This is a genomic window from Corallococcus sicarius, from assembly GCF_003611735.1.
Classification (GTDB): domain Bacteria; phylum Myxococcota; class Myxococcia; order Myxococcales; family Myxococcaceae; genus Corallococcus; species Corallococcus sicarius.
In genome coordinates this window covers 1-20,458 of the sequence record NZ_RAWG01000170.1, presented here as the reverse complement: position 1 = coordinate 20,458, position 20,458 = coordinate 1, and the positions used below count along the sequence as shown (strand labels likewise).

Annotated in this window: 16 protein-coding genes; 9 read left to right on the top strand and 7 right to left on the bottom strand. The window is 72.7% G+C overall.

Translation table 11 applies throughout. The features are described from left to right. The first annotated feature begins 28 nt into the window (after window positions 1-28). Window positions 29-2,791, top strand: a complete 2,763-nt coding sequence (locus tag D7X12_RS24235) for a CHAT domain-containing tetratricopeptide repeat protein (protein WP_120627649.1) — start codon at window positions 29-31, stop codon at window positions 2,789-2,791. Between the two features lie 8 nt (window positions 2,792-2,799). Here the strand turns inward: D7X12_RS24235 and D7X12_RS24230 are convergent, their stop codons facing one another. Beyond that, window positions 2,800-3,807: a cupin-like domain-containing protein gene (locus tag D7X12_RS24230; RefSeq protein WP_120627648.1), complete on the bottom strand. Its 1,008-nt coding sequence runs from the start codon at window positions 3,805-3,807 to the stop codon at window positions 2,800-2,802. A gap of 146 nt (window positions 3,808-3,953) precedes the next feature. Here D7X12_RS24230 and D7X12_RS43005 point away from each other — a divergent pair, with 146 nt between their 5' ends. From D7X12_RS43005 to D7X12_RS24215, 4 genes are all read left to right on the top strand, one after another. Continuing rightward, window positions 3,954-4,124 (top strand): hypothetical protein, encoded by a 171-nt coding sequence (locus tag D7X12_RS43005; RefSeq protein WP_158620110.1) that lies wholly within the window; start codon window positions 3,954-3,956, stop codon window positions 4,122-4,124. A 110-nt stretch (window positions 4,125-4,234) separates the two neighbouring features. After that, window positions 4,235-4,792, top strand: a complete 558-nt coding sequence (locus D7X12_RS24225; RefSeq protein ID WP_120627647.1) for an RNA polymerase sigma factor — start codon at window positions 4,235-4,237, stop codon at window positions 4,790-4,792. After that, complete coding sequence (locus D7X12_RS24220; RefSeq protein WP_120627646.1) at window positions 4,789-5,616, top strand: zf-HC2 domain-containing protein; 828 nt, start codon at window positions 4,789-4,791, stop codon at window positions 5,614-5,616. Before D7X12_RS24225 ends, D7X12_RS24220 begins: the two co-directional genes overlap by 4 nt. Before the next feature lie 125 nt (window positions 5,617-5,741). After that, window positions 5,742-7,376, top strand: coding sequence for an acetate--CoA ligase (locus D7X12_RS24215; protein ID WP_120627645.1), 1,635 nt, complete (start codon window positions 5,742-5,744; stop codon window positions 7,374-7,376). Between the two features lie 30 nt (window positions 7,377-7,406). Here the strand turns inward: D7X12_RS24215 and gnd are convergent, their stop codons facing one another. From gnd to zwf, 3 genes are read right to left on the bottom strand one after another with little or no spacing between them, the layout of a single operon-like run. Next, window positions 7,407-8,834, bottom strand: coding sequence for an NADP-dependent phosphogluconate dehydrogenase (gene gnd, locus D7X12_RS24210; RefSeq protein ID WP_120627644.1), 1,428 nt, complete (start codon window positions 8,832-8,834; stop codon window positions 7,407-7,409). 19 nt (window positions 8,835-8,853) lie between these two features. Next, window positions 8,854-9,531: a 6-phosphogluconolactonase gene (pgl, locus tag D7X12_RS24205; RefSeq protein ID WP_120627643.1), complete on the bottom strand. Its 678-nt coding sequence runs from the start codon at window positions 9,529-9,531 to the stop codon at window positions 8,854-8,856. Then, the gene (gene zwf, locus D7X12_RS24200; protein WP_120627642.1) at window positions 9,528-11,069 is read right to left on the bottom strand and encodes a glucose-6-phosphate dehydrogenase; all 1,542 of its coding nucleotides are present in this window, start codon (window positions 11,067-11,069) and stop codon (window positions 9,528-9,530) included. Before zwf ends, pgl begins: the two co-directional genes overlap by 4 nt. Window positions 11,070-11,249: 180 nt before the next feature. Here zwf and D7X12_RS24195 point away from each other — a divergent pair, with 180 nt between their 5' ends. Both D7X12_RS24195 and D7X12_RS24190 read left to right on the top strand, forming a co-directional pair. Beyond that, entirely contained in the window at window positions 11,250-12,047 is a 798-nt protein-coding gene (locus D7X12_RS24195) for an SDR family NAD(P)-dependent oxidoreductase (RefSeq protein WP_120627641.1), read from the top strand. A 14-nt stretch (window positions 12,048-12,061) separates the two neighbouring features. Then, window positions 12,062-12,784 carry a lysophospholipid acyltransferase family protein gene (locus D7X12_RS24190; protein ID WP_120627640.1) on the top strand — a complete coding sequence of 241 codons (723 nt, stop codon included), beginning with the start codon at window positions 12,062-12,064 and terminating at the stop codon, window positions 12,782-12,784. Window positions 12,785-12,828: 44 nt separating this feature from the next. On the opposite strand, the gene D7X12_RS24185 is transcribed toward D7X12_RS24190, so the two are convergent. Further along, window positions 12,829-13,509 (bottom strand): hypothetical protein, encoded by a 681-nt coding sequence (locus tag D7X12_RS24185; protein WP_120627639.1) that lies wholly within the window; start codon window positions 13,507-13,509, stop codon window positions 12,829-12,831. 505 nt (window positions 13,510-14,014) lie between these two features. Between D7X12_RS24185 and D7X12_RS24180 the strand changes: the two genes are divergently transcribed. Beyond that, window positions 14,015-15,259, top strand: coding sequence for an exonuclease SbcCD subunit D C-terminal domain-containing protein (locus tag D7X12_RS24180; protein WP_120627638.1), 1,245 nt, complete (start codon window positions 14,015-14,017; stop codon window positions 15,257-15,259). After that, the gene (locus D7X12_RS24175) at window positions 15,256-19,062 is read left to right on the top strand and encodes an AAA family ATPase (RefSeq protein WP_120627637.1); all 3,807 of its coding nucleotides are present in this window, start codon (window positions 15,256-15,258) and stop codon (window positions 19,060-19,062) included. The genes D7X12_RS24180 and D7X12_RS24175 overlap by 4 nt, the downstream gene beginning before the upstream one ends. A 37-nt stretch (window positions 19,063-19,099) precedes the next feature. Here D7X12_RS24175 and D7X12_RS24170 read toward each other — a convergent pair whose 3' ends face one another. Together D7X12_RS24170 and D7X12_RS24165 are read right to left on the bottom strand one after the other, a co-directional pair. Then, a complete protein-coding gene (locus tag D7X12_RS24170; protein ID WP_120627636.1) occupies window positions 19,100-20,041 on the bottom strand; it encodes a serine/threonine-protein kinase in 942 nt (313 codons plus the stop codon). Further along, on the bottom strand, window positions 20,038-20,458 hold a 421-nt coding region (locus tag D7X12_RS24165), incomplete at its 5' end, for a TIGR02266 family protein (protein ID WP_244224747.1). The genes D7X12_RS24165 and D7X12_RS24170, both read right to left, overlap by 4 nt.

Below are 20,458 nucleotides of genomic sequence, written 5' to 3'. Positions count from 1 at the left end.
GCAAGGGGGAGGCGCCCGAGGGGATCGCATGCTGAAGCCGGCGAAGACGAAGCTCTGGGCGCTGGCGCTGGCCATCCCCCTGGTGGCGGCGGGAGTCGCGGCGCTGAAGCCCGCGGCCGCTCCACCCCCGTTGACGGACAACTTCTGGGTGGAGCGCCGGGCCGCGGCCCGCATCGAGGCCCGCCTCACGCACCCGGAAGCAGACCGCTACCGCTCACGCGCCCCCGCTGGCGGCTGTCCCGTGCCCGCCGAGCCGATGCCCCTGGGCCCGCTCGCCCGCATGGAGGCCCGGGAGGACTGGGGCAGCATCGCGTCCGCCTATGCCCTGGAGGGCGAGTGGAACCAGGCCGCCTCCTTCCTGGAGCGCCTGCCGGCCTCGCCGGAGCGCGACAGCGACCTGGCGGCGGTGGCGCTCGCGCGCGGTGACTTCGAAAAGGCGCTGCGCCTGCTGGACGGCGCCATCGAGGCGAAGCCCACCCTGGCGCAGGCCCTGTGGAACCGCGCGCTGGTGTTCCGGGAGATGGGGCTGACGCTGCGCGCGTCGGAGCTCTTCGAGCAGGTGGCGAAGCTGGGAGAGCAGGGCTGGGGCCGCGAGGCGCACGCCCAGGCGTTGTCCCTGCGCGAGAGCACGCTGGAGCGCGAGCGTCAGTGGACCGCGGCGCGCGCCGCGACGCTGGCCCTGTTGGAGGACGCGAAGGCGCCGCTTCCGTTGGACGCCGCCCGCCAGTTGCCGGGCACGGTGCGCGGCATCTTCTATGACGTGGTGCGCACCGCGTCGTCGAAGGAGCGCGCGCTGGAGTTGATGCCGCTGGCGAAGGAGCTGGACCGGCTGCAGGGCGGCCGCACGCTCACGGACTACGTGCAGCGCGTGGCGAAGCGCGACTTCAAGCGCCGCGGGGAGCTGGCGCGCCAGTACGCGGAGGCGATGCGCGCGGGCGGCCCGATGCCGGAGGGGCTGGTGGACCGGGCGCGCCTGTCCGGCGACGAGGACATCTACCTGGGGGCCCTGCTGCGCACCCGCGAAGGGACGCTCCCCCGGCTGAAGGACACGGTGGAGCGCATCCATCGGATGGAGGACCCCTGGTTCACGTACGTCGCGGACCGGGACCAGGCGCGACAGGAGGTCGCGGAGGGGGCCTGGTGGAAGGCCGAGCAGCGCCTCTTCACCGCGCTCCAGCGCTGCCGCGAGGGCTCGCTGTCGGTGCGCTGTCTGGAGCTGGAGCGCCGGGTGACCATCTTCTACACCGACCTGCAGCGCCTCACGGAGGCGGAGCAGCACGCGCGCGTGCTGTGGGCGGGCGCCCGGCAGCTGCGCGAGTGGGAGATGGAGTTCAGCGTCCTGGAGATCCTGAGCCACGTCGCGCGCTCGCGCAACGACCTGGGCAGCGCCCGCGCCTATCTGGAGGAGTGGTCCGCGCGCGGTGTCAAACGCAGATGCTCCTGGCCCCACGTGCAGCTGGCGCACCTGAACTACCTGGACCAGCGGCCGGACGCCGCGCGACGGGAGCTGGAGCTGGCGTCCGCGTGCGCGGACAACCCCATGGAGCTCGTCTTCGGCGCGACGGTCGCGGAGCTGGCGCGCTTCAACCCCGGCCCCCGGCCCCAGGACGCGCAGTGGCTGAAGACGGTCCTCACCCAGGCGGGGGAGGGGACCGCCATCCCGGCGAGCGACCGCGTCTACATGCACTATCTGGAAGGCCGCTTCCTCCTGGACCAGGACCGGGCCCGGGGTGAGGCGCTGCTCAAGCGCGCCATCGCGGACGCGGACGCCCTGCCGCGCGGCGATGCGCTGGGGCGCGAGTCCTGGGCGCTCAGCTACTCGTCGCTCGCCAACGACGCGGGCCGCGCCGGCGAGTTCCCCAAGGTGGTGGCCCTGATGGCCGCGCAGCTGGGCACGCCCGTGCCGGCCCGGTGCGCGCTGGCCGCCAGCCTCCATGCCGAGCGCACCACGCTGGTGGCGCTGGGCCCCAAGGGTGAGGTGAAGGGCCACTACGACGGCGCGCGCCGCGAGGCCTTCGCCCGGACGGACTCGTCCCGGCTGGTGCCGGAGACGCTGCGGCAGACGCTCTCCGGCTGCGAGCGCGTGGACGTGCTCGCGTGGGCGCCCCTCTTCGGGCGCACGGACCTGCTGCCGCCGGAGATGGCCTGGAGCTTCCGCCTGGGCCGCGCCACGGGCCCGCGCCCGGCGCCCGGCGCCACGCCCACGCGCCGCCTGGTGGTGGCCGGCGTGGAGGCGCCGTCGCTCCTGCAGCTGCCCCGGCTCCCCGCGTGGACGCCGGACGCGGAGCCGGGGGCCGCGCCGCCGGACGTGCTGTCCGGTTCGGACGCCACGCCCTCGCGCGTGCTGGCGAGCATGGCGGACGCCACGGAGATTGAGATCCACGCGCACGGCATCACCGACCCCAGCATCTCCGGCGCGTCGCTGGTGGTGCTGTCCCCGGAGGTGAACGGCCGCTACGCGCTCACCGCGGACGTGGTGCGCGAGCAGCGCCTCACCGGGTCACCCACCGTGTTCCTGGCCGCGTGCAGCGCGGGACGCACCACGTCCCTGCAGAGCACGGAGCCCTTCAGCCTGCCGGCGGCCTTCATCGACTCGGGGGCGCGCGCGGTGCTGGCCTCCACCGTGGACATCCCGGACGCGGCGGGCCGCTTCTTCGACGGGGTGCGCCGGCGCATCCACGCCGGCTCCCCCGCGGCCACCGCGCTGCGCGACGAGCGCCAGGCGTGGCTGTCACGCGACGCCCGCGCCGGGTGGACGCGCTCCGTGCTGCTGGTGGAGAAGGCGGACTGAGCTTTCCGTCAGAAGGGGGCTTCCAGGTGCGTGTTGCCGCCGGGGACGAGGAAGTGGTGGAAGGTGACGCTGGCGCTCACGTCCAGCGCCTTCACCCAGTGCCACCAGCCCACGGGCAGGAACACCATGTCCCCGGGCTCCAGCACCGCCTCCAGCACCGTGGCCTCCGCGAAGAGCGGGTGGGCCACCAGGTCCGGCTTCCCCGCGTCCACGTGGCTGAAGGTGCCCCGGTGCGGGTACACCCGGTGGCGCTCGAAGGACGGCACCAGCCGCACGTGCTTGCGGCCCAGCACCTGCCCCAACAGGATGTTCATGTTGTCGTGGTGCAGCGGCGTGACGGTGCCCGCGGGCCCCAGGAGCAGCGTCATCATGTCCGGCAGCAGGGCCGGGTCGATGATTCCCCGGGGCGCCCGCAGGTCCTCGCGCAGGGGCGACAGGCCGTCGCGCCGCCAGTTGTCGTTGCGCGGCACCATGTAGAAGTCGTTCGTCTGCTCCGCCGCCTCCACCCGGTCGAGGAAGGCCGCGAAGGGCATCCGCGCCCGGTGCCGGTCCTGCATGGCCGCGTGCTCCGGGTTGGCGTCGCGCCCCACCATCACCTCCACCTCCACCGCGCCAAAGCGCTCGCGGAAGTAGGGCAGCGACCAGCGCGTCAGGGCCGGCCAGTCCGCCATCATCCCGCGCAGCACCACCGGCCGGTGGCCGAAGTAGTAGCGGTGGAAGAACTCCTCGGGGGCAATCCCCTCGCGCACCTCCAGCTCCCGGCCCCCGTCCTGGGCGCGCAGGTCGCTGTAGACGTCCATCAGCGACTCCAGCCACCCGAAGTGCCGGGCCACCTGGAGGCACGCCTTGAAGTACGGGTGCCCCTCCACCGCCGCCACCTCCGCGCGCGCCAGCGCCGGGTCCACTCCCGCCGACACCAGCACCTGGTGTACGTCTTCCTGCTCCACGCCCAGGGCCAGGTTCTCCGCCAGCCACTGCCGCCACTCCGGCCGCAGAGGAGACTTGTCCTCGTTCATTCTCGGAACTCCTTGTAATCCTTGAAGGATTGGCCCTGGGGGCCACTCCTGCCGGTGCGCCGGGGCGTGCTATGGACTCCCGGCCTGTCTTTTTCCACCCATCCCCGGCTTACGCCGGACTTCCCCCGTACCAGGAGAAGCGACCCATGATCGCAGGAGACCTGTCCTCCCCCGCCGGTGCCTTCGAGCCGGACCACAGCGCCCCGCATGTGAAGAACTCCTACGTCAACTGCCAGGAGCGGGCTCCCCGGCGCCGCCGCCCGCTGCCGCCGCCCTCGGTTCCGCCCCTGCTGGAAGGGTTGGAAGCCGCTCGCTGAGCGGCCTTGCCGACCGGCTTGTCTGCCCTTTCAGGCATTTTTCTCTCAAGAAACAAGGCGCTCGGCGTCTTTAGTCAGGAAGCCCACCAGTCACTCCGGGTCCTTGCGTCATGGCCAACCTCTTCAACCGGGAACGGCGCCACTTCGAGGCGTTCATCCAGCGGCACCGGCCGAGTCTGTTGGCCGTCGCCCGCCGGTTGTGCGCACGCGGCATCCTGGACCCGGAAGACCTGGTCCAGGAGGCCTTCGAGCGGGCCCTGCCGGAGTTCGGTCAGCTGAAGGACCGCACGGAAGCGGCGTGCGCGGCGTGGTTGTGCACGACGATGACCAACCGGTTCCTGGACCACTGCCGCCGCCAGCGCACGGAAGTGCGCGGGCTGCCGCACCTGGCGCTGGTGCAGGACCTGCCGGCGACGGGGGACGGGGACCAGGAGAACTGGGAGCTGGTGGGCAACGATGCGTTCCAGGCGGCCATCGAACAGCTCAAGCCGCACCTGCGGGACGCCTACAAGTTGCACGCGGAAGGCCGCCGCTATCAGGCCATTGCCGAACATTTCAACGTTCCCGTGGGCACCGTGGGCAGCTGGCTCACGCTGGCGCGCAGGGACCTGCGGGAACTGCTGCTGCCAAGCGTCGCGGTGGCCCGGGAGCGGGGAGTCCAGTCATGAACGCGCATTGCACCAAGCTGCACCTCTTCATGGACGGTGAGCTGTCCGAGGTGGAGGCCGAGGGTTTCCGGCACCACCTGCCGCGCTGCCCCGCCTGTGAAGGCGGCCTGAGGGATCTGCTCCAGTTGGAGCTGCTGGCGGCGAGGGCCCTGGGCACGGGCGTCTCCGAACAGCCCGCCCCCCAGCCGGCGAACAACGTGGTGACGCTGGGCGCGTGGGTGCGCCGCAACGCCCGCGTGGTGGCGCCGCTGGCCATGGCCGCCAGCCTCTGCGCCGTCATGGTGCCCCGGATGATGCCGGTGGCGGACGTGCCGGCGGTGGTCTTCCTGGAGAACCAGACCACGCGCGAGCTGGAGGCCCGGCTGTCGCATCCGCGCGCGGACCAGTGGCGCCGCTACAGCCCCATGCGCGGCGGCGCCGACGTGGCGGACGCGCAGCAGCCGCTGCCGCTGCGGCCGCTGGCGGAGATGGAGGAGCGCAAGGAGTTCCGCGGCATCGTCGCGGCCTACGTGCTGCACGGCCAGTGGCAGCAGGCGCAGGCGGTGCTGGCGCGCGAGCCCGCGTCGCTGGCGCGCGACAACGACCTGGCGGTGGTGGCGCTGCACGAGGGCCGTCCCCAGGCCGCGCTGGAGCTGCTGGACTCCGTGGTGCGCGCGGAGCCCCGCCATGCGCAGGCCCTGTGGAACCGCGGCCTCGCGCTGCGTGCGCTGAATCAGGACGCGCGCGCGGCCCGCGACTTCGAACAGGTGGCGTCCCTGGGCGAGCCCGGCTGGAGCGACGAAGCGCGCAAGCTGGCGCAGGAGCTTCGCGCCGCGGCGCCCTGATGGACCCGCAGTTCCCTCGCGCGCTGGAGCGTCCACCAATGGGCGCCCCGCGCGGGCTCGCACCGCCGGACGCGGGATGACGTGTCAGGCTCCTGGGGTTGTCGCAACAGACCAGGAGCCTGCCCATGCCCGCGTCCTCTCCCCGCGCCTCCGTTGACTACGCGTCCGCCCGCCGCGACTTCCGGTGGGAGCGGCCGGAGCACTTCAACTTCGCCACCGACGTCATCGACCGGCACGCGGCCGAGCGGCCCCAGGCCCCCGCGCTCCAGTGGTCCGACGAGTCCGGGCGCTCCCAGCGCTTCACCTTCCAGGAGCTGAAGGAGCGCTCGCTGCACGCGGCGCGCTTCCTGGCCGGGCTGGGGCTGAAGCGGGGCGACCGCGCCTTCATCCTGATGCCGCGCGTGCCGGAGTGGTGGTTCCTGGTGCTGGGCTGCATCCGCGCCGGCATCGTCTTCATGCCCGGCACGCCCATGCTCACGGCGAAGGACATCCGCTACCGGCTGGAGGCCTCGCGCGCGAAGGCCGTCCTCACCGACGCCAGCTGCCTGGACCGCTTCGAGGGCGTGCGGGACGCGCCCGGCGTGACGACGTGGGTGTCCACCGGGGATGCGCCCGCGCCGTGGACGCGCTACGTGTCGGAGGCGCTGCCCCAGGCGCAGGCCACGGCCTTCCCGCCGACGCGCGCGGAGGATGCGCTGCTCATCTACTTCACGTCCGGCACCACCGGCATGCCGAAGATGGTGCAGCACACGCAGGCCAGCTACGGCCAGGGCCACCTCATCACCGGCCGCTACTGGCTGGACCTGAAGCCCGATGACAGGCACCTGACGCTCAGCGACACCGGCTGGGCCAAGTGCGCCTGGGGCAAGCTCTTCGGTCCCTGGAGCGAGGGCGCGTGCAATGTCGTCTACGACTTCCGCGGCCGGTTCGACCCGGTGGCCTTCTTGAAGGTGCTGGAGCGCGAGCGCGTCACCACCTTCTGCGCGCCGCCCACCGCGTGGCGCGCGCTGGTGCTCCAGGATTTGAAGGCGGTGGACCTGTCCTCGCTGCGCCACACGGTGAGCGCGGGCGAGCCGCTCAACCCGGAGGTCATCGAGACGTGGAAGGAGGCCACCGGCCTGTTCATCCGCGAGGGCTACGGCCAGACGGAGACGGTGGTCATCGTGGGCATGTTCCCGTCCCTGGAGCCGCGCATGGGCTCCATGGGCAAGCCGTCCCCCGGCTTCACCGTGGGCGTCATCAACGCGCAGGGCGAAGAGGTGGCGGACGGGCAGGAGGGCGACATCGCGGTGCGCGTGAAGCCGGAGCGGCCGGTGGGGCTGTTCCAGGGCTATCTCAACGACGACGCGGCCAACGCCTCCAGCAGCCGAGGCGACTGGTACGTGACCGGCGACCGCGCGGTGCGCGACGCGGACGGCTACCTGTGGTTCGTGGGGCGCTCGGACGACGTCATCAAGACGTCCGGCTACCGCGTGGGCCCCTTTGAAGTGGAGTCCGCGCTGCTGGAGCACCCGGCGGTGGCCGAGTCCGCCGTCATCGGCGTGCCGGACGACAAGATTGGCCAGCGCATCAAGGCGTACGTGCTGCTGACGCCGGGCCACACGGCGTCACCGGCGCTCGCGCAGGAGCTGCAGGACTTCGTGAAGAGGACCACGGCGCCGTACAAGTACCCGCGCGAGATTGAGTTCGTCGCGGAGCTGCCCAAGACGGTGAGCGGGAAGATCCGCCGCGCGGAGCTGCGCGCCACCCAGAAGAAGTAGGGGGCGCGCAGCGCGCGTCGGACGTGCGCGCTACTTCAGCCAGTCGGAGTGCACGAAGCCGGCGTCGGGCTTGTCCCGGCGCTGGTAGGTGTGCGCGCCGAAGGCGTCACGCTGGGCCTGGGTGAGGTTCTGCGGCAGCTCCGGGCTGCGGTAGCTGTCCAGGTACGCCAGGCTGCTGCTGAACACGGGCATCGGGATGCCCGCCCTTATCGCGGTGCCCAGGAACTTGCGCCACGACGGGGCCAGCTTGTCCAGCACTGGCGCGAACGCCTCCGACACCAGGAGGTTGGGCAGCGTGGGCTGCTGCTGGAAGGCCTCGCGCAGCGGCGTGAGCAGCTTCGCGCGGATGATGCAGCCGCCCCGCCAGATGCGCGCCATCTCCGCCAGCGACACGCCCCACTTGTATTCATCCGACGCCGCCTGGATGAGCCGCATGCCCTGCGCGTACGTCACCACGCGCGCCGCGTAGAGCGCGTCATGCGCCCACTGCGCCAGCTCCTTCTGCTCCTCGGAGGAGAGGGAGATGGCGGGGCCGTGGAGCTTCTTGCTCGCGGCCACGCGCTCGTCCTTGCGCGAGGACAGGTTGCGCGCGTCCAGCGCGGAGGCGATGGAGGGCACCGGCACGCCCAGGTCCAGCGCCACCTGCACGGTCCACTTGCCCGTGCCCTTCTGGCCGGCCTTGTCCAGCACCAGGTCCAGCAGCGGCCGGCCCGTCTCCGGGTCGCGCTTGCGCATCACCTTGATGGTGGTCTCCAGGAGGAACGACTCGGCGATGCCCTCGTTCCACTTCGAGAACAGGTCGCCCAGCTGCGCCGTCTCCAGGCCCAGGCCGCGGCGGAGCACGTCGTACGTCTCCGCGAGCAACTGCATGTCCGCGTACTCGATGCCGTTGTGCACCATCTTCACGAAGTGGCCCGCGCCCTCCGGGCCCACGTGGGTGACGCACAGGCCCTCCTCGCTGCGCGCGGCGATGGCCTCCAGCACCGGCTGCACCAGCGCGTACGCGTCCTTGGGGCCGCCCGGCATGATGGACGGGCCGTTGCGCGCGCCCTCCTCGCCGCCGGACACGCCGATGCCCAGGAAGTGGAAGCCCTTCTCCTTGCAGAGGGCCTCGCGGCGCCGGGTGTCCAGGTACCAGGAGTTGCCCGCGTCCATGATGACGTCGCCGGGCGACAGGAGCGGGAACAGCCGCTCCATCATCTGGTCCACCGGCGCTCCGGCGGTGATCATCAGGAGGATGCGGCGCGGGCGCTCCAGGCCGGCGACGAACGCCTCCAGCTCCGGGTAGCCCGCCAGCGCCTGCTTCGGGTTCTCCTGCTGGACCTTGGTGATGCTCTCCGGGTGGCGGTCCCACACCGCGACGCGGAAGCCGTGGTCCGCGATGTTGAGGGCGAGGCTCGCGCCCATGACGCCCATGCCCACCACGCCGAACTGCGCAGGCTTCGTCTGTGTGCCCATGATTCCTCCCGAGCCCCGCCTACCCTCCGGCGGCGGGGTCCAGCATCCACTGCGTGTTCGTCACGTGCGACGCGGGCAGCTGCATATCGCCCTGAAGCACCCGCCGCATGGCGTCCCGCTTGCCCTCACCCGCCACCAGCCCCAGCACCGCCCCCGCGCCCTGGAGCACGGGGAACGTCAGCGTCATCCGCCACGGCGGCGGCTTGGCGCTCTGCTCCACCGCGAGCACCCGCCGCGCGCGCTCCTGGAGGGCAGGGTGGCCGGGCATGAGGCTCGCGGTGTGGCCGTCCTCGCCCACGCCGATGAGCACCACGTCCAGCTTCGCGGGCAGCGTCTTCTCGTAGTCACGCGCGGCGGCGTCGCGGTCCTCGCGCTCGCCCTGCATGCGGAACACCTGCGAGTCCGCGAGCTTCAGCGGCGTGAGGAGCGACTCCTTCACCAGCCGGTAGTTGCTGTCCGCGTGGTCGGGCGGCACGAAGCGCTCGTCCACGAAGTACACGTCCACCCGCTCCCACGGCAGCGTGTGCTCCGCGAGGAGGCTGTACGCGGGGCGCGGCGTGTTGCCGCCCGACAGCGCCAGGCTCACCCGCTGCTTCGTCGCGAGCACCTTCTGGAGTTCGCGCGCCAGCCAGTCGGAGGCCTCCAGGGTCAGCTTGTCCGAAGGGACAACGAGAGGCTTCAGGGTCGGCCTGGTCATAGCCGGGACCACCGGCGGCCGTTCTTCGCGGGCAGCGCGTCCGCGGCCTGGGGGCCGGTGCTGCCCTTCTCGTAGGTGTGCAGCGTGCCGCCGGCCTCCGTCTCCAGCGCGCGCAGGATGGGCGTGATGTAGCCCCACGCCTGCTCCACGCTGTCCTGCCGCGCGAAGAGGGTGGCGTTGCCGCGCATGCAGTCCAGCAGCAGCCGCTCGTACGCCTCCGGCACGGGCTTCTTGAAGCTCTCCGCGTAGTCCATGTCCATGGTGACGCCGCCGATGTTGACGTCCTCGCCGGGCACCTTGGATTCGAACGACAGCGCGATGCCTTCGTGCGGCTGGATGCGCAGCGTGAGCACGTTGGGCTGCAGCCGCTGGCACGTGGCGCCGCCGCCGCTGAACAGGCCGATGGGCACCGACTTGAAGTGGATGGACACCTCCGTCATGCGGCGCTTCAGGTGCTTACCCGCGCGCAGGTAGAAGGGCACGCCCTGCCAGCGCCACGAGTCCACGTTCATCTTCATCGCGACGTACGTGGGCGTGCGCGAGCCCTTCTTCACGCCCTTCTCGTCCTGGTAGCCCTCGTACTGGCCCACGACGACGTGGTCGGGCACGTCATGGCCGTCCACCGGGCGCAGCGCGCGGAAGACCTTGTTCTTCTCATCGCGGATGTCCTCCGCGCCAAAGGACACCGGCGGCTCCATGGCGCACAGGGCGAGCACCTGGAGCAGGTGGTTCTGCACCATGTCGCGCAGCACGCCCGTCTCGTCGTAGAAGCCGCCGCGGCCCTCCACGCCGATCAGCTCCGTCGCGGTGATTTCGACGTGGTCGATGTGCTGGCGGTTCCACAGCGGCTCGAAGATGGCGTTGGCGAAGCGGAAGACGAGGATGTTCTGCACCGTCTCCTTGCCCAGGTAGTGGTCGATGCGGAAGATCTGCTTCTCATCCAGCACCGCGCTCAGCTCCTTGTTGAGCGCGCGGGCGCTCTCCAGGTCATGGCCGAAGGGCTTCTCGATGATGAGCCGCCGCCAGGGCTTCTCCCCGGGCTGCTCCTCGCGCTTCAAGAGCCCCGCGCCGGACAGGCTGTGGAGGATCTGCGGGAAGGTGGAGGCGGGCGTGGCCATGTAATAGAGCTGGTTGCCCTCCGTCCCATGGCGCTTCGACACGTCCTGGAGCTTGGCGCTCAGGCGCTGGAAGCTCTCCGGGTCGTCGTAGCCGCCGGAGACGCATTCAATCTGCTGCTCGAAGCGCTTCCAGGTCGCTTCGTCCACGGGCTGCGTGCGGGCGAACTTCTGGAGCCCCTCCTTCACGTGCGCGCGGAAGCCCGCGTCGTCCAGCTTGGAGCGGCTGAAGGCGACGATGGCGAAGTGCTCCGGGAGCAGGCCGGAGCGGGCGAGTTCGAAGAGGGCGGGGAATAGTTTGCGTTCGGCCAGGTCACCCGTGGCGCCGAAGAGGACCATGGCGCAGGGGTCCGGGCGGCCCGCGCTGAACACCGGTTCGCCCTCCCGGGGATGGGTTTCGATGTGCACTCCCTGCGCGTCCATGCGGTGTCTCCTCCGGTTCGACCGGGGACCTTAAGGCGCTAATCTGGCGGCCCTGCAAGCGCATTGCAGGAGAATGATGCGGGTCCGACGTCTTGCCTGTCCCGGAGGGGCGGCAGTGGGAGGCCGGGCAGGCAGCCGGCCGTGCGCCAGGAGCGGGGGAACATGGTATCCCTTCGGTCCATGACGACTCCTCCCGTGGCGCTCATCACCGGGGGTTCGCGTGGCGTGGGCCGCGCGGTCTCCCTGAGGCTGGCCCGTGCCGGCTACGACATCGTCTCCACCTACCGTCGGGACGCGGAAGCCGCGGCGACGCTGGCGAAGGAGGTGGAGGCGCTGGGCCGCCGCTGTCGCGTCGTGATGGCGGATCAGCTGGAGCCCGCGAGCCTGCACGGCGTGTTCGACGTCATCCAGGAGGAGTTCAAGGGCCTGGACGTGTTCGTCGCCAACGCGGCCTCCACCGTCTTCACGCCGCTGATGCAGACGAAGCTGCACCAGATGGACAAGACCTTCAACGTGACGGTGAAGAGCTTCCTGCTGGGCTCGCAGCGCGCGGTGCCGCTGATGGAGGGGCGCAAGGGGAGAATCGTCGCGGTGTCCGGCATGGACTCGCGCATGCCGCTGCCGTTCCATGGCCTGCTGGGCGCGATGAAGGGCGCCATGGAGATCATGGTGAAGTACCTGGCCGCGGAGCTGACCGGCTCCGGCATCCGCGTCAACGCGGTCAACCCGGGCTACATCGACACGGACTCCAGCCGCTTCTACATGGGCGACGCGTGGGCGGGCCTGGAGGAGAAGGTGAAGGAGCAGGTGCCGGTGGGCCACGTGGCCAGCGTGGATGAGATCGCGCGCCCCATTGAATGGCTGTGTTCGGAAGGCTCCGCGTACGTGAACGGCCAGACGCTCGTCGTGGACGGCGGCCTGGAGGTCAACTACGCGATGAACTTCGCCATGAACATGACGCCTCCGGCGGCGCGCTGAAGTTTCCGTCTTCCATGCGCTACGCCGTCTCGCTGTGGTTCTTCCTGCTGTTCCTCGTCACCGCGCCCATGCTCTTCACGCTGGGCGCGGTGTTGTTCGTGGTGGCGTATCCGCTGGACCCCGACCGGCGCTGGCTGCACGTGCTGGTGTGCCGGTGGTGCTACGGGCTGTGGCTGCACGCGTCGCCCGGCTGGCGCGTGCGCGTGGAGGGACGGGAGCTGTTGCCCAGGGGCCCGTGCGTCTACGTCGTCAACCACCAGTCCTTCGCGGACATCCTCGCGGTGATGGGGCTGTTCACGCCGTACAAGTTCGTGGCGAAGGCGTCGCTGTTCCGCACCCCGCTGGTGGGCTGGATGATGACGCTGCTGGGGTACGTGCCCATCGTGCGCGGCAGTACGAAGTCGATGGAGCAGTTGCTGGGCCCGTGCCGCCGCTGGCTGCGCCGGGGCATCCCGGTGCTCATCTTCCCGGAAGGGACCTATTCCCCGGGGGAGCTGCTGCCGTTCAAGCGCGGTGCGTTCCAGCTGGCGCTGGAGGAGCACGTGCCGGTGGTGCCCGTGCTGGTGCGGGGCACGCGCGAGCTGGTGGATGGGGACGGGCCGTGGATGAGCCCGCGCGCGAACGTCACCGTGCGCGTGCTGCCGGCGCTGCCTCCGGAGAGCTTCGGGCCGGACGCGGTGGAGCTGGCCACGCGCGTGCGCGAGCAGTACGTGGCAGCGCTCGCCGTCGCCGGCTGACGCCTCCGGGCTTCGCGCTTGGGGCTTCGTGCTCCGGGCCCTTCTCAGGCGTGCTCGGAGCCGGGCAGCTCTTCGTCCTGCGGTGCGTCCGCGTGCAGCGCGGCGTCCAGCGCGTGCGACGGGGGCAGGGCGGGCGCCATCGCGGTGACGGTGCGGGCCAGCTCGTGGGGCGCGCGGATCAACGACTCCAGCGCACCGGCGCTCGCGGGGACACCGCGCTGCTCCACCTGGAGCCAGCCGCCCTTGATGCTGACGCGGCGGTGCCCGCGCAGGCCCAGCAGGCGCTTGCGCACGTCGGGATCCAACAGCACCGGGCGCGCCTCCGGGGCCAGGTTCTCCACCTGGAAGGCCGCGTCCAGCTCCGCGTCGCCCAGCACCTCCTCGCGCGGGGTGGCGGCGCCCGGAATCTTGTCCTCGGGGCGCTCATGCTCCAGCAGCAGGTCCGCGGGCAGCGCGCCCTCCAGGTCCAGCCGCAGCACGGTGACGGTGTGGCGCTTCTTGCCACCCACGCCCCGCTTCCCCGTGGCGAGCAGCAGCGGTTGCCCCCGGTAGCGCCCCTGGACCTCCAGCCGCTTCTCCGCGCAGATGAGCCCGTTCGCCTTCGCGAACGCCTCCCACGCGGCGCGCTGCCGGCGCTTGAGCTGGAACAGGGTGAAGAGGACCAGGGCGCCCAGGACGAGCAGGGACGCGAGGATGCCGAGCGGAGAAGAGACACCGGGAAGCATGGCGGCGCATTGTGCACTGGCGCGCGGCGCGCGGACCACCAATCCGAACGCGTTCGCACCGCCGCGTGCCCGGCAGGCTTGCAGTGCCAGGACGCGAACAGGTGGAAGAGAATCCGCGCGGCTGGAACGCGTGCGGAATCCCGCGTGCCTGCATTTCTGCCGCCCGGAGCTTCCGCGCGGCAGGGCGTGACGGATGCGCACGCACCGCGTTGGCGATGCACGCTCGGTGCGATGCGGCGTGCGGGGCGCGCGGAGTCCGGGGCCCTCCTCGCGGGTCGTCCCGGGACTGCCGGGAAGGCGCCGTGGGGCGTGCGCCGGGCAGGGGACGACGCGTTGGGAAGGGCACGGACGCAAGCTCGCGGAATGACACCCTTTTTCGACAATGTCAGAGGGGGCAGGTAAGGGAGCGGGGGCTCGCCGCTTGGAGTCGGGACGTCCACCGGGGGAGTCTGCCCCGCTGGCGCCCGCGGCCGGGCCGTGAGGCATGAGGGAGGACGAACGCCGGATGCGCCTGCTGCACACGTCGGACTGGCACCTGGGCCACACGCTGTATGACGTCTCGCGCGAAGCGGAGCACACCGCGTTCCTGACGTGGCTGCTGGGCACGCTGGAGTCAGAGGAGGTGGACGCGCTCCTCGTGGCCGGAGACATCTTCGACACGGCCAACCCCAGCGCGGAGGCGCAGGCGGCCTGGTACCACTTCGTCGCGCGGGCGCGGCGCACGCTGCCGAAGCTGGACGTGGTGGTGGTGGGCGGCAACCACGACTCGGCGGCGCGGCTGGACGCGCCGGATCCCCTGTTCACCGCGCTGGGCGTGCGCGTGGTGGGCGGGCTGCCGCGTCACCAGGGCGCGCTGGAGATGGAGCGGCTGGTGGTGCCGGTGCACGACTCGCGCGGCCGGGTGGGCGCGTGGGTGGCGGCGGTGCCGTACCTGCGGCCCTCGGACCTGCCGCCGGTGGCGGAGGCGACGGTGGACCGGCTCGTGGAGGGCGTGCGCTCCGTCTACGCGGAGGTGCTGGAGGCGGCGCGCAGGCGGCGGCGCTCCGGGCACGGGCTCGTGACGATGGGCCACTGCTACATGACGGGCTCGGAGCTGTCGGAGCTGAGCGAGCGGAAGATATTGGGCGGCAACCAGCACGCGCTGCCGGTGGACCTGTTCCCGGAGGACGTCACCTACGCGGCGCTGGGACACCTGCACAAGGCGCAGCGGGTGGGCGGCCGCGAGGGTGTGCGCTACAGCGGCTCGCCCCTGCCGCTGTCCCTGTCGGAGGCGCACTACCGGCACCAGGTGCTGCTGGTGGACGTGGAGGACGGGGCGCTCACCCAGGTGCGCCCGCTGACGGTGCCGCGCACGACGGACATGGTGCGGGTGCCCGCGCGGGACGCGGTGTCGCTCGCGGACGTGCTGGACCTGCTCGCGGCGCTGCCCGCGTGCGAGGCGGGGATGCCGGAGTCGATGCGGCCGTACCTGGAGGTCTGCGTGTCGCTGCCCCGGCCAGAGCCGGCGTTGCGCCACAAGGTGGAGAAGGCGCTGGAGGGACGCGCGGCGCGGCTCGTGAAGCTGACGCCCTTCTACACGGGGACGGGCGGGGCGCTGGCGGACGTGCGTCCGGGGCTGTCGCTGCGGGAGCGCACGCCCGAGGACGTGTTCCTCGCCCGGTACGCGCGGGACTTCCAGGAGCCGCCGTCGCCGGTGTTGCTGGAGTCGTTCCACGCGTTGCTCACGCAGGTGCAGGAGGACGCGCCGTGAAGATCCTCGCCATTCGCGGCAGCAACCTGACGAGCTTCGCGGGGGACTTCGCGCTGGAGCTGGACCGCGCGCCGTTGGACCGGCTGGGGCTGTTCGCCATCTCCGGCGCGACGGGCGCGGGCAAGAGCACGCTGCTGGATGCGCTGTGCCTGGCGCTGTTCGACCGCACGCCCCGGCTGGGCGGGCCCAGCAAGGTGCTGGTGGGCCGGGCGGACGAGGACGAGGAGGCGCGGCTGTCCGCGTATGACGTGCGCGGCATGCTCCGGCGCGGGGCGGGCAAGGGCCACGCGGAGGTGGACTTCCTGGGCAAGGACGGCCGGCGCTACCGGGCCCGCTGGAACGTGTGGCGGGCGCGCGAGCGCGCGGAGGGGCGCTTCCGGCCGCAGGAGCTGAGCCTCACGGACGTGGTCTCCGGACAGGTGCACGGCCGCACCAAGGGCGAGGTGCTCCAGGCGATTCAAGAGCGGCTGGGGTTGTCGTTCGACCAGTTCCGCCGCTCGGCGCTGCTGGCGCAGGGGGAGTTCGCGGCGTTCCTGCGCGCGGATGCGAACGAGCGCGCGGAGCTGCTGGAGCGGATGACGGGCACGGAGGTGTACAGCCGGGTGTCCGTCGCGGCGCACGAGAAGAACGCGCGGGAGCAGGAGGAGGTGAAGAAGCTGCTGCACGGGCTCGCCGCCATCACGCTGCTGTCGGACGCGGACCGCGAGGGCGTGCGCCTCCAGTGGGGCGAGGAGGAGGCCGCGCGCGTGCGGGAGGAGGCGCGGCTTCGCGAGGCGGAGGCGGCGCGGTCCTGGTTCGCGCAGCGCGCGGAGTTCGCGGGGCGGGAGCAGGAGGCGGAAGCGGCGCTGACGCGGACGGCGGCGGCGCAGGCGGAGGCGGCGCCTCGCGAGGCCCTGCTGGAGTCGGTGCGCGCGGCGGAGGGTTTCCGGGCGGTCGTGTCCGCGGTGGAGACGGCGGAGCAGCGCTGTGCGAGCGCGGAGGCCGAACAGCTCCACCGTGCGGCCCAGGCGGAGTCGGCGCTCGCGGCGGCGGCGGCGCAGCGCCAGGTGCGGATGCAGGCGGAGGTGGCGCGGGCGGCGGCGCAGGAGGCGGAGGCCGCGGTGCGTCCGGCGCTGGAGGAAGCGGCGAAGCTGGACACGCGGCGCGCGGAGGCCGAGCGCGAGGCCCGCGAGACGGCGGAGCTGGCGAAGCAGGCGCGGGCGGCGGAGGACTCGGCGCGCGAGGCGCTGGCGCTGGTGCAGGCGGCGGAGGCGAAGGCACAGGGGCTGGTGGATGCGGCCCAGGCCTGGCGCGCGTCGCATGCGAGCTGGGAGCCCCTGGCGACGGAGTGGCCCCGCTGGCAGCGCGAGCTGGAGCGCTACGCGGTCGCGCTGAAGGAGGAGCAGGGCGCGGGCGCGGACGTGGACCGGCTGGGCAAGGACGTGGACCGGCTGGGGAGCGAGGCGCAGTCTCGCCGCGAGGAGCACCAGGGCGCGGTCGAGACCGAGGCCCAGGCGCTGGCGTTGGCCACCCACGCGGAGGCGGCGCTGGGCGAGGACGACGGCGCGGCAAGGCGCGCGCTGCGGGAGGCCCTGCTGGCGCGGCAGGACGCGCTGGGGGCGCTGTCGCTCGCGGGCGAGGGCGCGCGGTCCGAAGGGGCGGTGGAGGGCGAAGCGGACGCGGAGGTGAAGGCGCACCGCGAGGTGTCCGCGCGCGCGGCGGAAGAGGCGAAGGAGGCGTCAGCGCGCCGTGCGATGCAGGAGGCGATGCTCCAGGAGGCGCGCCGTGCGCAGTCGCGCGCGGAGGCGACGCAGGGGCTGGCCTCGCACCGGGCCGCGCTGCAGGCGGGAGAGGCGTGCCCGCTGTGCGGCGCGCTCGAACATCCGTATGCCCGGGAGGGCGCGGCGCTGGAGGGCCTGGTCGCGGAGGCCGCGGCGCGGGTGGGTGAGCTGGAGTCGGCGCGGGATGCCGCCGCGAAGCAGGAAGGCGCGGCGAGCGTGCGGCAGGCGACGGCGGGCACGGCCGCGACGCAGGCGGAAGGGCGGCGCGACACGGCGGCCCGCAGGAGGAAGGGACACCAGGAGTCCTGGCGCGCGGCGCGTGCGCGGTGGCTCCAGGCAGTGCTTCCCGGTGCGGATCCGCGGCGTGCGCCGGACGCACTGCCTCCCGAGGACGCGGAGTCCTCCGCCGCTCAAGCCTGGGCGAAGGCCGCGCAGGAAGACGTGCGCGTCCGGCTCGCGACCCTGCGCGAGGAAGAAGCCTCCGCCGAGGTCCGGGCCACCGCGGCCCGCGAAGCCCGGGCGCTGCTCGAAACCCGGCGCGCGCGTCGTGAAGGCGCGGCCGAAGCCCTGCGCAAGGCCGAGGACGCGCTTGCCCGCGCGGTGCAGGCCCACCGCGAGGCGCTGCTGCGGCGTGACGCCGCCCGCGAGGCGCGACAGCGCGCACTCACGGAGGTCTCCCCGCCCTTCGCCAACGAAGTCTCCTGGGAGGAGAAGCTCGCCGCGGATCCCGTGCGCTTCCAGGGCAGGTGCGTGGAGCGGGTGACCAAGTGGCGCGAGCGCATCGCGGAGCTCGAAGCCGCGCAGAAGCGGCTGGATGAAGAGCAGGGCCGCCGTGCCCGGGAAGAGGCCCGCCTCCAGGACCGCCACGAGGACGCGGAGACCGCGTCCGGCCGCGCGAACCTCAAGGACGCCGCCCTCCAGGAAGCCTCGCGGGCCCGCGCGCGGCTGCTCCAGGGACGCCCCACGCAGGAGGTGCGCGCGGAGGTCCATGCGCGGCTCGATGCGGCGGTGGACACCTACGAGCGCGCCCGCGAAGCGGCGGAGTCCCTCCAGCAGGAGGAGAAGGTGGCCACCGCGCGCGCGGAGGACGCGGTGCGCCTGCGCGCCGAGGCCGTCCGTGCGCTCGACGCCGCCCAGGCACACCTCGCCGAGCGACTCGCCGGACGCGGCACCACGCTGGAGGCGCTGAAGGCCCTGCTGTCACGCGACGCCGCCTGGTGCGACGCCGAGGCCCGCGCCCTCAATGCCCTGCGCGAGTCCGTGGCCCAGGCCCGCGCCATCCTGGAGGAGCGCCGCGAGCGGCGGATCCGCCACGAGGCCTCGGGCCTCCCCGCGCTGGCCGAAGCGGACGTCGCCGCCACCTGCGAGACGCTGCGCGCGGACGTGGAGGCCCGCCGCCGCGCGGAGGCCACGCTGCGCGCCCGGCTGGAGGGCGACGACGCGGCCCGCGCGCGACATGGCGCGGAGGCCCGGGCCCTGGAGTTCCGTCAGGGCGAGGCGGAGGTGTGGAAGGCGCTGAGCGACCTCATCGGTTCGCACGACGGCAAGAAGTTCAAGGTGTTCGCCCAGAGCCTCACGCTGGACGCGCTGCTGCTGCACGCCAACGCACACCTGCGCGAGCTGGCGCGCCGCTACCGCCTGGAGCGCGTGCCCGGCCACGACCTGGACCTCCAGGTGGTGGACGGCGACATGGGCGACGAGGTCCGCAGCGTGGCCAGCCTCTCCGGCGGCGAGAGCTTCCTCGTGTCGCTCGCGCTCGCGCTGGGCCTCGCCTCGCTGTCGTCGGAGACGACGCAGGTGGAGACCCTCTTCATCGATGAGGGCTTCGGCACGTTGGATCCGGAGACGCTGGAGGTGGCGCTGGCCACGCTCGACGCGCTCCAGGCCACCGGCCGCCAGGTGGGCATCATCTCCCACGTCAGCGGGCTGGCCGAGCGCATCGGCGTGCAGGTGCGCGTGGTGAAGCAGGGCGGCGGCCGCAGCCGGCTCGTGGTGGAAGGCGACGCGGGCCTCGTCGTCCCTTCGGGACAACAGGTGGCGTGACCCCGGACGGAAGGAGGGCGGAGGGCAACGCCTGCCTTCAGCCCGGCTCCGCGCCCATCAGCCCGCGCACCACCGCCGCCACCGCCAGCGGCGTCGCGACCCGGTCATCACTCAGGGCCGCGAGCGCCCGGGCGAACTGATCCGCGGAGGAGAAGCGCTGCGCCGGACGCGGCGCGAGCGCCCGGTCCAAGACCAGCGCCAGTGGATCCGACACCTCCGGCGCCACCATCCGCACGGGCGTCACCCGTCCGCCCCGGATGGCGGCCTCCACCGCCTCGGCGGTGCCGTCGGGGAAGGGCGACTCCAGGGACAGCAGCTCGTACAGCAGCACCGCCGCCGCCCACAGGTCCACCGCCACGGACACCTCGCCCGCGAGCAGCTCCGGCGACCGGTAGTGCTGCTTGCCCATGCGCCGCGAGTCCACCGCGGCGCCCGCCCGCGAGCGCGCCACGCCGAAGTCCGCCAGCTTCACCTCGCCGCCGCGCGACAGCAGCACGTTGTGCGGCGACACGTCCCCGTGCACCACCGCCAGCGGCCGGCCCTTGGAGTTGGTGGCCGCGTGCGCGTGCGCGAGCGCCTCCAGCACGTGGCGCACCATCATCACCGAGATGTCGATGGGCAGCTCGATGCGCCGGCGCCGGCACTGGGCCAGCACCCGGCCCAGGTCGGTGCCGTCCACCAGCTCCAGCGCCAGGTAGGGCCCGTCCGCCTGCTCGCCGTACTCCCGGAAGCCCACGATGTGCGGGTGGTTCAGGCACCGGGCGAGCTCCGCCTCGTGCAAGAGCAGCTCGCGCGCCTCCGCGTCCCTCGCGCGCTCCGGCCGCACGCGCTTGAGCGCCACCTCCTCGCCCGCCAGCGGCCCCTGCTGCATCCGCGCGCGGAACACCTCCGCGTGGCCGCCACGTCCCAGCCGCGACAGCAGCAGGAAGCGACCGCGGTCGCGCGGCCACGGCTCCTCCGGGCCCACCTCCTGCGTCACGCCTTGTCCCCGACCAGGCTCGCCAGGTAGCCGTCCAGCGTCCCCGCGAAGGTGGCGTCGTCGCTCAGGAAGGCCAGCCCCACGCCCCCCGTGTAGGGCGCGTCCACCACGTGCACCACCAGGGCATCCCCCTGCAGCCGCTGGCCGTTGGGCAGCTTCACGTCCACCGTGACGACGCTGTCCTGGGGCGGCCGGTGCGCCGTACGCACGAAGAGCCCGCCGTTGGAGATGTTCAGCGCGTGCTCGCGCACGAAGTCCAGCTCCGTGCGGAACTCCAGCTCCAGCTTCACCGCGAAGCGGCGGCCCCGGCGCTGCGGCGATTCCAGCGGAGACTCGGGTGATGCGTCGTCCGGCGCGCGGTACGGCTCGCCGCTCCCCCGGGGCGCCGTCGGTAACGCCTCGGGGGCGGGCGTGACG